This is a genomic window from Trichocoleus sp. DQ-A2, assembly GCF_039961915.1.
In the GTDB taxonomy this organism is placed as follows: Bacteria; Cyanobacteriota; Cyanobacteriia; order Cyanobacteriales; family FACHB-T130; genus FACHB-T130.
Genome location: NZ_JAMPKD010000006.1, coordinates 136612 through 150662, shown reverse-complemented (window position 1 = coordinate 150662; position 14051 = coordinate 136612). Strand labels below are relative to the sequence as shown.

General features: G+C 48.1%; 15 protein-coding genes. 7 read left to right on the top strand and 8 right to left on the bottom strand.

Translation table 11 applies throughout. The annotated features are described in order from the left end of the window. Positions 1 to 4: 4 nt before the first annotated feature. From NC997_RS07655 to rpsF, 4 genes are all read right to left on the bottom strand, one after another. A complete protein-coding gene (locus NC997_RS07655) occupies positions 5 to 1183 on the bottom strand; it encodes a glycosyltransferase family 4 protein (protein ID WP_190530309.1) in 1179 nt (392 codons plus the stop codon). Beyond that, a complete protein-coding gene (gene hpsE / locus NC997_RS07650) occupies positions 1180 to 2190 on the bottom strand; it encodes a hormogonium polysaccharide biosynthesis glycosyltransferase HpsE (RefSeq protein WP_190530307.1) in 1011 nt (336 codons plus the stop codon). Before hpsE ends, NC997_RS07655 begins: the two co-directional genes overlap by 4 nt. Positions 2191 to 2287: 97 nt before the next feature. Further along, positions 2288 to 4951, bottom strand: coding sequence for an ATP-dependent chaperone ClpB (gene clpB, locus NC997_RS07645; RefSeq protein WP_190530305.1), 2664 nt, complete (start codon positions 4949 to 4951; stop codon positions 2288 to 2290). Positions 4952 to 5138: 187 nt separating this feature from the next. Next, positions 5139 to 5471, bottom strand: coding sequence for a 30S ribosomal protein S6 (gene rpsF, locus NC997_RS07640; protein ID WP_190530303.1), 333 nt, complete (start codon positions 5469 to 5471; stop codon positions 5139 to 5141). 237 nt (positions 5472 to 5708) lie between these two features. Here rpsF and NC997_RS07635 point away from each other — a divergent pair, with 237 nt between their 5' ends. Further along, positions 5709 to 6500 carry a fumarylacetoacetate hydrolase family protein gene (locus NC997_RS07635; RefSeq protein WP_190530301.1) on the top strand — a complete coding sequence of 264 codons (792 nt, stop codon included), beginning with the start codon at positions 5709 to 5711 and terminating at the stop codon, positions 6498 to 6500. 25 nt (positions 6501 to 6525) lie between these two features. Here NC997_RS07635 and NC997_RS07630 read toward each other — a convergent pair whose 3' ends face one another. From NC997_RS07630 to NC997_RS07620, 3 genes are all read right to left on the bottom strand, one after another. Further along, complete coding sequence (locus tag NC997_RS07630; RefSeq protein WP_190410634.1) at positions 6526 to 6999, bottom strand: Tic20 family protein; 474 nt, start codon at positions 6997 to 6999, stop codon at positions 6526 to 6528. A 237-nt stretch (positions 7000 to 7236) separates the two neighbouring features. Beyond that, complete coding sequence (locus NC997_RS07625) at positions 7237 to 7434, bottom strand: hypothetical protein (protein WP_190410633.1); 198 nt, start codon at positions 7432 to 7434, stop codon at positions 7237 to 7239. Positions 7435 to 7517: 83 nt separating this feature from the next. Continuing rightward, positions 7518 to 7760, bottom strand: coding sequence for a hypothetical protein (locus NC997_RS07620; RefSeq protein WP_190530299.1), 243 nt, complete (start codon positions 7758 to 7760; stop codon positions 7518 to 7520). Between the two features lie 282 nt (positions 7761 to 8042). On the opposite strand from NC997_RS07620, the gene glyA reads away from it, so the two are divergent. The 5 genes from glyA (at position 8043) to aroQ (ending at position 12686) form a co-directional block, all read left to right on the top strand. After that, positions 8043 to 9326 carry a serine hydroxymethyltransferase gene (gene glyA / locus NC997_RS07615; protein WP_190530297.1) on the top strand — a complete coding sequence of 428 codons (1284 nt, stop codon included), beginning with the start codon at positions 8043 to 8045 and terminating at the stop codon, positions 9324 to 9326. 200 nt (positions 9327 to 9526) lie between these two features. Beyond that, on the top strand, positions 9527 to 10585 hold the full coding sequence (locus NC997_RS07610; protein WP_190530295.1) for an MraY family glycosyltransferase: 1059 nt from the start codon (positions 9527 to 9529) through the stop codon (positions 10583 to 10585). A 36-nt stretch (positions 10586 to 10621) separates the two neighbouring features. After that, the gene (locus tag NC997_RS07605; RefSeq protein ID WP_190530293.1) at positions 10622 to 11893 is read left to right on the top strand and encodes a competence/damage-inducible protein A; all 1272 of its coding nucleotides are present in this window, start codon (positions 10622 to 10624) and stop codon (positions 11891 to 11893) included. Between the two features lie 167 nt (positions 11894 to 12060). Continuing rightward, positions 12061 to 12204 carry a hypothetical protein gene (locus tag NC997_RS07600; RefSeq protein WP_190530292.1) on the top strand — a complete coding sequence of 48 codons (144 nt, stop codon included), beginning with the start codon at positions 12061 to 12063 and terminating at the stop codon, positions 12202 to 12204. 23 nt (positions 12205 to 12227) lie between these two features. Continuing rightward, positions 12228 to 12686, top strand: a complete 459-nt coding sequence (aroQ, locus tag NC997_RS07595) for a type II 3-dehydroquinate dehydratase (protein WP_190410627.1) — start codon at positions 12228 to 12230, stop codon at positions 12684 to 12686. 265 nt (positions 12687 to 12951) lie between these two features. Here aroQ and NC997_RS07590 read toward each other — a convergent pair whose 3' ends face one another. After that, positions 12952 to 13422, bottom strand: coding sequence for a tetratricopeptide repeat protein (locus NC997_RS07590; protein WP_190530290.1), 471 nt, complete (start codon positions 13420 to 13422; stop codon positions 12952 to 12954). Between NC997_RS07590 and NC997_RS07585 the strand changes: the two genes are divergently transcribed. Then, the gene (locus tag NC997_RS07585) at positions 13421 to 13927 is read left to right on the top strand and encodes a DUF1499 domain-containing protein (RefSeq protein WP_190530288.1); all 507 of its coding nucleotides are present in this window, start codon (positions 13421 to 13423) and stop codon (positions 13925 to 13927) included. The genes NC997_RS07590 and NC997_RS07585 overlap by 2 nt on opposite strands. The last annotated feature ends 124 nt before the right edge of the window (positions 13928 to 14051 follow it).

Below are 14051 nucleotides of genomic sequence, written 5' to 3'. Positions count from 1 at the left end.
ATACTTAATTAATTAAGTCCATAAACAGCTTTTGTGCTGACTGGGCGGTTGCTGACCAATTTAAACGAGTTTGATACTCATTAAATGAAGATAAAGCTAACTTTTTATAAGCTCCATAATTTCTAAACAAAGTATAAATATAGGTGCAATATTCTTGAATACTGCCGGTTATTGAAAAAAGTTTTCCATTTACATCATCTTTGATTACTGTTGGTATGCCGCCTACATTGGTAGATATACAAGGCACTCCATAGGAGTTTGCCTCGCAGAAGACGTTGCCATAAGCTTCTGCTTGTGAAGGCACAATTAATAGATGAGATTCAGCTATCAAATTACTAATTTTATTTAATCCCGCCGCTGTTGATTTACTAATAAAGCCAAGATTAACAACAAAATCAGGAGGAGAACTATCTTTAAAAGGCTGGCATCCAACTATTGTTAATTCAACATTCAATCCGCTTTTATTCAATTCGCTAGCTACTTCTAAAGCTATGTTCCCACCTTTTCTAAACCAATCCACGCCTAAAAACAGGAGCTTGCATTTATCCAAGGGTCGAGATTCAATAATCTCCTTGATATCGTCTAAGGTTCTATCACACTCAACATTTGCTCCTGACGGAATCACTTTGACTTTAGAAGAGTCAACTTGATAAGTATTAATTACAGTCTGAGCAGCCCAGTCGGAGGAGAATATAGCTAAACTGCATTTATCTAAAGTAAGTTTATCCATAGTAGTTAATTGCTGGGTGGTTTCGCTACACAGGTTACTAAACTCACTATAAAAGTTCATCAATCCAGCGTAAGAAGCATCTGTCCAAACTACAGTGGGTTGCTTACAGTCAAGATAAGAAATTAAATTGATGTCTGGACATAAAACGATTTCGGGATTAGCTCGGAGAATTTTTTGGGCAATTTGGCATGCATAGCCTTGATTAACAACGGGTTCTGCCCAAGGAAAATATATTTGTTTAGATATATGCTTATGCCAGCGATTCTTTGCCTTAGATAATAATTTTAAAGAGGGGGAGTACATCTCCTCAAGAGGACCAATATACTCTATCGTTCCCAATTGTCTTTCCAGAGCTTTCGCTTTGTAGTAATTAGTGCCACAGTGCCCAATTAAGTTGCGAGGCCAAGTACGGTTATTAAAAATATCATAGTGAGTAGCGTATGCTATCTTCATTGACTTTGTTCAAAATTTGCCTTTACGTTAATAAAACCTTTGAATGGCAATTTTTTATATATTACTAAAAAAGGGCTATAAAGTTGCCCTAATTGGGACTGAAATTCACAAGCTTGCACAATATTATTGGGTAGAGAACTTTTATTTTTTAGGTAGTAAATTAATACCTTTAAACTATTGCGTAATGTAAAAAATGGTATCAAAAAAGGTAGGAAGGGACGCTGCCATCGATAAAACCGAGTGACTCGCGTGAGATGATTGGAAAGGCCATATCCATGAGCCAGTCTGAGTAGATAGGCTTGTTCTAATCGATATGGGGGAATATGATGCCAAATCTCCATTTTGGGATTGTGCCAAACTTCCCACTTACTATTTTGAATATAGAACATTATTTCGGCATCTTCTCCGGCAGCCATTGTTTTCTCGTCTCTGCCAGGTATTAGGAGTTTTTCTGGAGGAGGAACGGCGTCTTGCCATGCCTGCTTCCGGATGACTGAACCGGGTGCAGCAGGAATTCGGCGCGGTTTATCGGAACGCTTGTAGTGAAAAGGCGTTGCACCTCGGTTATAGATAGTAAGATACCCTTTTATTTGCTCAAAGTAGGGGGGTGGTAGTTCATCGAGTTTGGCATGAATAATGCCACCATAGGCTCCCACTTGAGGGCGAGCGCTACCAAAGCGATAAGCTTCGGCTATCCAGTTATCTGCTGGTAGATTATCATCATCCAAAAATCCAATCAAGTCGCTGCTTCTAGCTTCCTGTACGGCTCGATATCGCGCATAGGCAGCGCCTTGTTTGGCTTCAAAAATATACCTCAACTGGCTATCTTGACGCCAATTGGTTGCATAGCGAGCAACGACAGCAGCAGTATCGTCATTGCTGTTGTTGTCAACAACTAGCACTTCCCAGTCAATATCCTCTGGACCAACTTGATGAAGCAGTTGATCTAGAACTTCGGGCAGACGTTCTGCACCGTTATATGTGCAAATGGCTACAGTAAAGTCCACGGATATGTTCTTGGCGTTGTCGCATCAATTTTGGCTGTTGTATTGCTTTCAGACTAACAGTAGAGACGTTTAGAGGCAACGTCTCTACTGATGATTGTTAAATGATTTGAGCTTCAAGGAGGCTGAGGGACTGTTTTTTGCTGAAAGTCAGCGTATTGTCCACACAATCAACCAAGATGGTGTCGCCACTCACGAAGGTATTTTCTAGCAGCGCTGTGGCGAGGGTATTTTGCAATTCACGCTGAATGGCGCGTTTGAGAGGACGGGCACCATAGATCGGATCGTAGCCAACTTCCGCCAAGTGGTCTTGGGCAGATGCCGAGAGTTCGATGGTGATTTTTTGATCGGCTAGCAGCTTCTCAATCTGTTTGATTTGAATACTAACAATCTGGCGCAGTTCCGAACGTTCCAGCCGGTGGAAGAGAATAATGTCGTCCACGCGATTGAGGAATTCGGGGCGGAAATGCGATCGCAAAGCATCCGTTACTTTCTTCTGCATCAATTCGTACTGGTCCTCGTTCCCCCCCAGATCGAGAATATGCTCGCTGCCGATGTTGCTTGTCATCACAATCACCGTATTCCGGAAATCTACCGTCCTGCCTTGGGAATCGGTAATTCTTCCATCATCCAGCACTTGCAGCAAGATGTTGAACACATCGCGGTGGGCTTTTTCCACTTCATCCAGCAGCACGACCGAGTAGGGGCGACGGCGAATTGCCTCAGACAGTTGACCGCCTTCTTCGTAACCGACGTACCCTGGAGGGGCACCTACGAGGCGAGAGACAGCGTGTTTTTCCATGTACTCGGACATATCAATCCGTACCAGGGCGTCCTCGCTGTCAAACAGGAACTGAGCTAAGGCACGGGCTAGCTCGGTTTTGCCCACCCCTGTTGGCCCCATGAACAGGAAAGAACCGATCGGACGACTGGGATCTTTCATCCCCGCACGGGTGCGACGGATGGCAGCGGAAACGGCGGCAACGGCTTCTTGCTGACCGATCACCCGTTCGTGGAGATGAGATTCAAGCTGGAGTAGCTTTTGCCGTTCCGACTCTAGCAGGCGGTTGACTGGGATACCCGTCCATTTAGCGACAATTTCGGCGATATCGTCTTCGCGTACCTCTTCCCGCAGCAAGGCAGCACCGCGAGATTGCAGTTCCAACAGTTGGGCTTCTTTGGCTTCCCGGTCGCGTCCTAAAACCTCCAACCGTCCATACTTCAGCTGAGCAGCTTTGTTAAGGTCGTAGGCGCGTTCTGCCTGCTCTATTTGCACCCGGAGTTTATCTTCTTCCTCCTTCACTGCGTTAATGTCTTCTAGGAGCTGTTTTTCTGATTGCCACTGGGAACTGAGTTGAACTTGTTTTTCGCTCAGGGAGGCAATCTCTTGTTCAATACGCTCTAAACGCTCTTGAGAAGAACGGAAGGCACCCACAACGGTTGTTAAACCCGTCCGTTGACCTTCTCCTTGCAGGGAGAGCTTTTCCATCTCTAGCTGCATCACCCGTCGGTCAATTGCCTCTAGTTCTACCGGCTTGGACGTAATCTCCATTTTCAGCTTGGCAGCAGCTTCATCGACCAAGTCAATTGCTTTATCTGGCAAAAACCGCTCGGTGATGTAGCGATCGCTCAAGCTGGCGGCGGCAACTAAGGCAGAATCGGTAATCTTCACGCCGTGGTGGACTTCGTAACGTTCTTTCAGCCCCCGCAGAATCGAAACCGTGTCTTCTACGCTGGGCTGATTAACATAGACTTGTTGAAACCGGCGTTCGAGTGCCGCATCTTTTTCAATGTGCTTGCGGTACTCGTCTAGAGTCGTCGCCCCAATGCAACGCAGTTCTCCCCGCGCCAGCATCGGTTTGAGCAAGTTACTCGCATCCATTGCCCCTTGAGTGGCACCAGCACCAACCACCGTGTGCATCTCATCAATAAAGAGGACAATCTGACCGACTGAATCGATGACTTCTTTTAGCACCGATCTGAGGCGGTCTTCAAATTCTCCCCGATATTTGGCTCCCGCAATCAGACTCCCCATATCCAGGGCAATTAGGCGGCGGTTCTTCAAAGATTCAGGTACATCGCCGTTGATGATGCGCTGGGCTAACCCTTCTGCGATCGCTGTCTTACCTACTCCTGGTTCCCCAATCAAAACGGGGTTGTTCTTACTCCGGCGAGATAGCACCTGCACCACGCGGCGAATTTCCTCATCTCGCCCAATTACGGGGTCTAACTTACCAGATTTGGCTGTTTCTGTCAGATCGCGCCCGTACTTTTCCAAGGCTTCATAGCGAGCCTCTGGATTTTGGTCTTTTACTTTCTGCGTACCCCGAACCTCTTTGATCGTTGCTTCTAGCTTTTGCCGATCGAAGTTGAAGCTTTTGAGCAACCGGCGTCCGATGCGGTCATCTTCGACGAAGCCGACTAATAGATGTTCTACCGAGATGAATTCGTCCTGCAAGGTAGTTCGTGAGGCTTCAGCTCGGTCTAACATGACATCTAAGCCTCTCCCCAGGTACAACTGGTCAACGACAGCGACTTTGGGCTGGCGTTGGGTGAAGGCTTCGAGTTGCGACTTTAACGCCTGGATGTCCACATTGACTCGACTCAAAATCCGATTTGTCAGCCCTTCTTCTTCTTCCAGAAGCGCGATCGTTAAATGCTCTACCTCTAGCTGCTGATTTTTGAATCGACGCGCCACATCTTGAGATTTGATGATGGCTTCCCAGGCTTTCTCAGTAAACTTGGCAGGGTCAGTAGGCTGCATTTTATAAAACGAATCTCAGTCGAATACCGTGTCTCACACGTCAGTATAACAATCTGAAGTCAATGGCTCATTGCCAGATTGCGAATTAAAAAAAATTCCCTCCCTGGTGTGAGGGAAGGAATGGAGGGTGGGATGAAAGTCCACCTTTCGACTCAACAAGGGCGGAGAGACTCCACCCCAATCGCACTTAACTGACTGCTTCTGCCTCAACTGGCTCTGGCTTCGGTTCGCGCACTTCCTGCTTGATGGTGAGGTAGCGGATGACTTCTTCCGACAGACGCATTGCCCGTTCCATCGGCGCTATCTGGCTGCCATTGCATTTGTAGTTCATTTGAACATAAATGCCTTCCCGATGCTTGCCGATATCTTGAGCTAGACGCCGCCGACCCCGATGCTGGATTTCGATGTCGTGTGCCCCATTGTCGCTCAAGATACCTTGATACTTGGCGATCGCCAAGTTTACTTGTTCCTCGGTCAAATCGGGACGGAGGATGTACATAGTTTCGTAAACGATCTGCATTGCTGTTAATCTCCTTATGGACAAGACGGCTTCTTCTAGCACTGGGACTAGGAAGTTTGGGATTGGGAATGGAAGTCGCACCTTGAAAATCTCAACTCGCTAGCCTATAGCGTCTAAAGATGAAGAAGCAAGGAATTAAAATCTTACTACCAGTCCATCAATTGTACAAAGTTACCAGGGTAAATTCACCTCAACGTCCAGACCACACATCAGCATAATCAAATAGCAGTCAACATTATGGCGCAGCGCTACGTCCGAGTCCGAACCGCAAAAGGACAGACTTACTACGGTTTATTGCAACTAAGCCGAGGCGTTCAGGTGCTTGATGCGCCTCCCTGGTTACACGGGCAACCTACGGATTTGCAGTTAGAACCCGATACTTATCAAATTCTGGCTCCTTGTGCCCCGTCTAAAATTATCGCGGTGGGCAAAAATTATGCCAGCCACGCCGCTGAAATGGGGACGGATGTGCCAAAAGAACCGTTACTATTTCTCAAGCCGCCAACGTCTGTAACCGGAGCGGGGACAGAAATTCACTACCCCCCGCAGTCACAGCGAGTGGACTACGAGGGCGAATTAGCTTTAATCATTGGCGATCGCGTTTATTGCTGTACGCCAGAAGAGGCACAAACTAAAATTTGGGGTTACACCATTGCCAATGATGTTACCGCCCGCGATCTGCAAAAGCAGGATCTTCAATGGACGCGGGCAAAAGGATTTGATACTTTTTGTCCTTTGGGACCGTGGATCGTCCGTGAGTTGAGTCCGGCTGCCCGCTTGCAAACTTTTCTCAATGACGATCCCCAGCCGGTGCAGTCAGCACTGATTAATCAGATGGTATTTGCGCCCGATTTTCTAGTGTCTTACATCTCTCAGGTGATGACGCTGTTACCGGGAGACGTGGTGCTGACTGGAACGCCTCAAGGGATTGGTCCGATGCAGGTGGGCGATCGCGTTCGCATCGAAATTGAAGGCATCGGTCACATGGAAAACACGATTGTGTCACGTCCCATACCAGCCGCGCCCTAACGAAGATTCTGCCTGCGGCAAGAAACTAGGGAACTTGGCTGTAAACTGCCTCTGAAATCCCAGGAATTTCTGCGTAACGTCCTATCACAGACTGAACAACTGAATAGGCGCAGGCAGCAAGCGTTCCTAGAAAAACAACATTAAACAGCGTTTGTCCTACCAAGCCAGTTCCTAGCGCTGGAGTCAAAATTTGCAATGCCATAGTACACAAAAATAGAGCAATGTCTATTAAGAGTGCCTGCATGGTGTTAAAACGAATGAAATGGCTAATCTTTTCGTTTCTAACTACGCCTAAGAACAAGACAAAGAAAATGATTAAACTGGCAAACGGTATACTGTAAATTGCTAGCAACGGTTGTAGCGGCAATAAAATCAGTGCTAAGACAGGAAACTGTCTAAACAGATACGCCCCAAAGGGAAGCACAGAAAGCAAAGGGAGTAAATAAGGAAGGCAAGCGAAAACCCGGTCTTTCGCTGTTGCTGAACCACGCCAAGTCATCGTGCGTTCTCCTGAAATAATATATTTATCGCCAGTTATTACTAAGTTCAGGATAACGCAGATGCGATGTCAACCAGGACACCCCTAGGTCAGACGTGCCTCATCAAAGACAAGGAGCCTGTAGCGTAGGCGCACTCTTGTTTGTCAGAGAAAGTAGCGATCGCCATTAAACCCCAAATCGCAAATAGCACCTCAGCAGGCTTTAAACTTCAGCAAATAAACTTGAGCAAAACGAGATTACTCAATATTGGCAATCCGGAAGCCCATAAGACACTCGTATTGATCGGGTTGATTTTCGGTAAGCTTGTGAATCGCTTGAGCGCAGCGGAGCTGCCCCTGACGCCAGCGGGGTTGACCACTTTGATCGGCAAGTAAACAGGTCTGACAAACTTGTTTGGGGGAGAGTATCTGCTCATCCGTAAGAATGACTAACATTTAATACCTCCACGAGAGCTTTAATTCGCCCGCATCCATTCTAGGTCAGGTTTTCGGCGAAATATGGTAAATTAACATACAGCTTAATGTCCTCTCCTAAAAGTAGGAGTGAGGATGGTTACTAAAGCGACGCTTTGTGCGTGTGGGAAGAGAGGAGGGCAGAAAATAAATTTGGCACCTAACTTTGGGAGCTGAACAGTATGGGCGTCTAATCCCTCTAAAGTCTTGCAGTTTGCGATCGCATCGGTTGCCAAGTGGGTAAGGTTAACATCATGGGCAACTTTTTCTAAATCCCAATTTATCCGGGGTTGGCGATCGAATGTCAAGCAAATTTTTCCAGCTCCTCAAGCTCCTTATGAATGGGCGAGAAAAATACAGCAAAATTGCATACTGTGCCAGGTTAGCTAGTTTGGATGAAAGGTTGCCAAAAATTGTTCGCTTCAAGTGTTAACAGAAAAGTTGGGTAGAGACACGACTCCAACAGCGTTAAGATTGAAGACTCCCGAAAATACTGACCTGGGCTAGTAGCGCGGACATGGCGTTGACCGAAAGCGCACCCGAATCAAAGTTTGAAAGGAAGACTGACACTATTTCTAGGGGTTCACTTTGTGAGTAAAACAAACTTAGACTTTCTAGCCGAAACCGATCCTACCGTTGCCAGCTTTGTCCAAGAAGAACTCCAGCGCCAACGCGCCCACTTGGAGCTAATTGCCAGTGAAAACTTTACCTCCGCAGCAGTGCTGGCAGCACAAGGCTCGGTATTAACAAATAAGTATGCCGAAGGTTTGCCGGGGAAACGCTATTACGGCGGCTGTGACTTTATCGACAAAATTGAGCAATTGGCGATTGACCGCGCCAAACAGCTATTCGGAGCAGCTCACGCGAATGTGCAACCGCATTCGGGGGCGCAGGCGAATTTTGCCGTTTTCTTGACCCTGTTGCAGCCAGGAGACACGATTATGGGGATGGATTTGTCTCACGGGGGGCATTTAACCCACGGTTCGCCGGTCAATGTGTCGGGGAAGTGGTTTAAGGTTTGCCACTATGGAGTCAGTCAGGAAACCGAGCAGCTAGACTACGATCAGATCCGGGATTTGGCGCTACAACACCGTCCTAAGTTAATCATTTGCGGCTATTCAGCTTATCCGCGCATCATTGACTTTGAGAAATTCCGCGCGATCGCTGATGAAGTCGGAGCTTATCTATTAGCGGATATCGCCCATATTGCGGGTTTAGTTGCCACAGGTCATCACCCCAATCCTCTACCCCACTGCCACGTCGTCACCACTACCACCCACAAGACCCTGCGCGGTCCTAGAGGCGGCTTAATTATGACCAGCGACCCAGAACTCGGCAAGCAACTAGACAAAGCCGTGTTCCCCGGTACTCAAGGGGGTCCCTTAGAACACGTCATTGCCGCTAAGGCGGTGGCATTTGGGGAAGCACTGCAACCCGCGTTTAAAACTTATTCAGCGCAAGTAATTGAAAATGCTCGTGCTTTGGCAACTCAGTTGCAAAAACGCGGCTTCAAGATTGTTTCTGACGGGACTGACAATCACTTGATGCTAGTAGACTTGCGCTCTATCAGCATGACTGGCAAGCGAGCCGATCAGCTAGTGAGCGGAGTGAACATTACCGCGAATAAAAATACCGTACCCTTCGATCCAGAGTCGCCATTCGTAACCAGTGGCTTGCGGCTGGGTTCGCCAGCAATGACGACGCGCGGGATGTCTACTGGTGAATTTACAGAAATCGGGGATATTATTGCCGAACGGCTCCTGAATCCAGAAGAGGAAGCAGTGGCGGCGGAATGTCGGCGGCGAGTGGCAGCATTATGCGATCGCTTCCCCCTGTACCCCCACCTGACAATTCCCGTACCAGCCTTGGCATAAAAATCGTAGGGGCGGCTATGCCCCTACTCCCCATTCCCCCGCTTAATTCCCCATCCCCCTCTGCCTCTTCCCGTCTGAAATGTAGTAGACTCTGCCTGACGATTGTTTTGAAGGATGAAAGATCAATAGCGATTAGCAATCAGCTAACAGCTTTTTTTTAATTTCTCCCTTCTGATGTCTAGTACCCTACTTAATTTCAGATGCCCCCCCAGCTGTATCACCTGGTTGCCTTTCTCGTATCTGCCTGTGTTGTCCTCTGGGCAACACCCGTTGTGAACAAAATTGGCCTCCAAAAGGGACTGGTTGATTTACCCAGTGAGCGCAAAGTCCATAAGCATCCTATCGTGCGGGTGGGAGGTGTCTCTATCTTTGCAGGCACCATTATTGCCCTACTGATTGTTTGGGGAACCGGGGGATTTGGCGCTTTGAGCACAGAGAAATCCCTAGAAGTTTGGGGCGTTATCTTGGGTGGTCTTGGTTTTTTCCTGGTTGGCTTAGCCGATGATTTGTTTAGTTTGTCGCCTTTCTTGCGGCTGTTTCTGCAAATTATCATTGCCAGCTGGGCTTGGCACCTCGGCGTCCAAATTGACTTCCTCACCGTTCCCTTTGCTGGACTGGTCACATTGCCAGACACAATTAGCTGGCCGATTACCGTCATTTGGCTGGTCGGTCTGACTAATGCCATCAATTGGATTGATGGTCTAGACGGTCTAGCTGCCGGTGTTTCTGGCATCGCTGCCGTGGTGATGCTGATTGTAAGTTTGTTTATGAACCAACCAGCGGCAGCACTGATTGCCGCAGCGCTTGCCGGTGGCTCATTGGGATTTCTTCGATATAATTTCAACCCCGCTCAGATTTTTATGGGGGATGGCGGAGCCTATTTTATGGGCTTTACCCTGGCTGGTGTCGGCGTAATTGGCTTAGTAAAAAGCACTGCTGTCACTGCGGTATTACTGCCTTACCTGATTCTGGCTGTGCCAATTGTGGATATGTCAGCGGTGATTGTGCAACGGTTGTTACGTGGCAATTCGCCTTTTATTGGCGATAAATTCCATCTGCATCATCGGCTGCTGCAAGCGGGTCTGCCACAACGTTTGATAGTTCTGTTTATCTACGCTTTGACGCTCTGGGTGGGAAGTTTAGCCCTAGCTTTGGCTAAAATACCAAGCGGACTGGCTTATGCGATGGGTGCAACGTTGTTGTTGGGGTATACCAGCTGGCAAGTTTGGCGAAATTCGCGTATGAGGAGTGAGGAATGAGGAAAAATACAAAATTAAAAAATAAAAAACTTTTGCATGAGTGCTGAAATTATTTGTGTTGGTACAGAACTGCTACTCGGCGATATTCTCAATAGCAACGCCCAATTTTTGGCGCAGCAACTAGCCTCTCTGGGAATCCGCCACTACTATCAAACGGTGGTGGGAGATAATCCTGGACGTCTCAAGCAGGTGTTGGAAATTGCTGCTGGGAGATCCCATCTGCTGATCTTTACTGGCGGTCTGGGTCCTACTCCCGACGACTTGACCGTGGAAGCGATCGCTGATTTTTTTGGCGTTCCCTTGGTAGAACAACCGGAAATCGTCGAAGACATTACTCGCAAATACGCCATGCGGGGGCGTCAGATGACCCCTAGCAATCGAAAACAAGCGCTCATTCCCCAGGACGCCTCAATTTTACCCAATCCAGGCGGTACGGCCCCCGGTATGATCTGGCAACCCCGCACGGGTCTGACGATTCTGACTTTCCCCGGCGTCCCTTCAGAAATGAAGCGGATGTGGCAGGAAACCGCCGTCCCCTTTCTCAAGAGTCAAGGCTGGGGCAAAGAAATCATCTACAGCCGGATGTTAAAGTTCTGGGGAATTGCGGAATCGGCTCTAGCTGAAAAAGTCGCGCCGTTCCTCGACCTCCCTAACCCCACCGTTGCTCCTTACGCCCTTCACGGAGAGGTGCGGCTGCGAGTCTCGGCAAGAGCGGCGTCAGAACCGGAAGCGGTAGGACTAATTGAGCCAGTGGCACAACAACTGCGGCAGATAGGAGGGCTGGATTATTACGGCACTGACACTGACACTCTTGCTTCTGTTGTCGGCTTTTTGTTGCAAGAAGCCGGGGAAACGCTTTCGGTGGCAGAATCCTGTACGGGTGGAGGATTGGGGCAGATGCTAACCAGTATCGCCGGGAGTTCCAATTATTTTTTGGGCGGCGTCATTTCTTATGACAACTCGGTGAAAATTTCCCTTTTGGGTGTCAATCCAGAAGACTTAGCCCAGGTCGGTGCGGTGAGCGACGCGGTCGCCAAGCAAATGGCAGTAGGTGTAAAAACACGTCTCTCAACCACTTGGGGACTCAGTATCACAGGGATTGCTGGGCCAGGAGGTGGTACGGAAACCAAGCCGGTGGGATTAGTCTATATTGGTCTAGCGGGGCCGGATGACACGGTAGAAAGTTTTAAGCACCAGCTGGGTCAAAATCGAGAGCGAGACTCGATTCGGTACGCCAGCGCTTCAATTGCCCTTGACCAACTGCGGCGAACAATGTTGAAGAAAAAATTAACGGCGGATGTGTCTTAAGACGGATAGACGCCGCCCGGTCACACACATCCATAGTGAGATTACTCACCTGTTTCTCCATGTGCTAGGGTTAGAATAAATCTTAACCACAATAGGATTCATAAACTCTCACGTTTGCCCTGTTGTTAAGTACTCATCCTGGTTGTATTGCAGGAGTTTTCAATTCAATGGACTATATAGAAAATGTGTTGGAAAAGCTCAAAGAATGGGCACGTAAGCTCATCGAAACGCTCCTGGGACCGGAAGCTGAGCCGGAACCAGAACTGATTCCAATTCCAGTGAATGAGAGAGCGTCGCGCCGGCGTAGTTAGTCTATTGAGTTGCTGCTGAAACCTTGGGCATAGTTACTGTTCTGGTGCTGCACGGACCAAACTTAAACCTATTGGGACTCCGAGAACCAGGGATTTATGGCTCTGTGACGTTGGATGAGATTAATCGCCTGTTAGAACAAGAAGGGCAAACGCTCGACTGTAAGGTCTTTACTTTACAGTCAAATCATGAAGGCGTCTTAGTAGATGCAATTCAGAATGCCGTTGGGCAGCACCAGGGAATTTTAATTAACGCTGGGGCATATACTCATACCAGCGTAGCGATACGGGATGCGATCGCGGCTGTTAACCTTCCGACTGTAGAAGTGCATCTGAGTAATATTTACCGACGCGAAGCTTTCCGACATCATTCTTATATCGCACCCATTGCAATTGGACAAATCAGCGGCTTTGGTGCAGAGAGTTACCGCTTGGGGTTAAACGCTCTAGTTCACCACTTGAGACAAAAAAGTGGCGGTGAATAAACTTCGTGGCGAATGATTGTCTTTGTTTGAGGAACAGATGACCGACCCGATTCGGCGTTGCTTCCCGGCGTAACAAGCGATCGCCTGAAAATGAGCTTCATTAAACGCATAGCATATTGGCTCGGTCGTCTTAGCAGCGACCGGGTTTTTTTTGGAGTTTATTCCCTCCCCGTCAGGGAGCCATTTACTGCCAAACTTCTTATGTATGGGTGTTTTGAGTAACAAGTGCTGTTGCTTGTAGCTGAATCGTTCTTAGCTTAAATTCTTAGCTCAGCTGTGCGGTACATTCAAGAATCAATTTTTGATTTTCTAAGGCGTAAGGCTGAATTTCCAGCGCTTGTCGAAAAGCTTGAATGGCAGCGCTGTAGTCTTTGAGTGCGATATGGCACAACCCCATCCCATGCAGCGCCCCAAAATGGAACGGGATGAGCTTAACCACCATCTGGCAGTCTTGGAGCGCCTTTTTGTACTCCCTGAGAATATAGTAAAGAACGGCTCGTCTATTCCAGGCTTCCGCGAAATTTGGTTGAGTCTCAATCAGGTCGGTGAGTAACGCCTCTGCTTTGGCAAGCTCTCCTGCCTCCAGCATTGCCTGCGATCGCCCAAGTAGTTCAAACCCTACCGCTCCCTTTTGATGAAACCAGACGCGCCACAGCTCTGCTGTAGCCTCATAGCGGACGGTTTCATCAGGATTTTTTAAGTCTTCTAGTAACGAATTGATAGAAAATTCATTCATGAATATCACTTCCAATCGGTCGCGTTGGCTTCTAATCTCTCTATCCTTATGTTTAGCAGCTATCTGTTGGATAGGGGCAACTACCGCTTTGTCAGGAGGAACGATCGTGTTTGCCGGAAAACCACCCACTAATCTCGGTGTCCAGTCAGGCCAACTAGCGCCTTGCCCTAGTACGCCCAACTGTGTCAGCAGTCAAAGCCAAAATGCCCAGAATAAAATTGAGCCTTTGACCTACAACTCTTCCCCAACGGAGGCGATCGCTAATCTCAAGACAGTTATCAACTCCCTCTCGAAAACCAAAATTATCACCGAAACGGAGAATTACCTCTACGCGGAATTCACCAGTGCGCTGATGGGGTTTGTCGATGACGTGGAATTTTATCTCGATGAAAGCGCAAAAACGATCCACGTTCGTTCAGCCTCCCGCCTAGGACAGTCGGATTTGGGGGTGAACCGTAAAAGAATAGAGACAATCAGAGCCAAACTCAACGAACTGAGAAGCTAGGTGTAAGTAATAAAACCCCTTCAATCGGTTCTCCCCCACAGAAAAGCTCCTCTTCGCCCCCTCCTCGCTTACGGGGAGGGTTGCGGGTGGGGTTCTTGTCATCCTGAAAACAGAATGGAGATGT

Excerpts from the sequence above, each read along its gene's own strand:
- NC997_RS07655 (WP_190530309.1), bottom strand. The coding sequence starts at position 1,183 with ATGAAGATAGCATACGCTACTCACTATGATATTTTTAATAACCGTACT.
- clpB (WP_190530305.1), bottom strand. The coding sequence starts at position 4,951 with ATGCAGCCTACTGACCCTGCCAAGTTTACTGAGAAAGCCTGGGAAGCC.
- rpsF (WP_190530303.1), bottom strand. The coding sequence starts at position 5,471 with ATGCAGATCGTTTACGAAACTATGTACATCCTCCGTCCCGATTTGACC.
- NC997_RS07635 (WP_190530301.1), top strand. The coding sequence starts at position 5,709 with ATGGCGCAGCGCTACGTCCGAGTCCGAACCGCAAAAGGACAGACTTAC.
- NC997_RS07630 (WP_190410634.1), bottom strand. The coding sequence starts at position 6,999 with ATGACTTGGCGTGGTTCAGCAACAGCGAAAGACCGGGTTTTCGCTTGC.
- NC997_RS07625 (WP_190410633.1), bottom strand. The coding sequence starts at position 7,434 with ATGTTAGTCATTCTTACGGATGAGCAGATACTCTCCCCCAAACAAGTT.
- NC997_RS07610 (WP_190530295.1), top strand. The coding sequence starts at position 9,527 with ATGCCCCCCCAGCTGTATCACCTGGTTGCCTTTCTCGTATCTGCCTGT.
- NC997_RS07605 (WP_190530293.1), top strand. The coding sequence starts at position 10,622 with ATGAGTGCTGAAATTATTTGTGTTGGTACAGAACTGCTACTCGGCGAT.
- NC997_RS07600 (WP_190530292.1), top strand. The coding sequence starts at position 12,061 with ATGGACTATATAGAAAATGTGTTGGAAAAGCTCAAAGAATGGGCACGT.
- NC997_RS07585 (WP_190530288.1), top strand. The coding sequence starts at position 13,421 with ATGAATATCACTTCCAATCGGTCGCGTTGGCTTCTAATCTCTCTATCC.
- NC997_RS07590 (WP_190530290.1), bottom strand. The coding sequence starts at position 13,422 with ATGAATGAATTTTCTATCAATTCGTTACTAGAAGACTTAAAAAATCCT.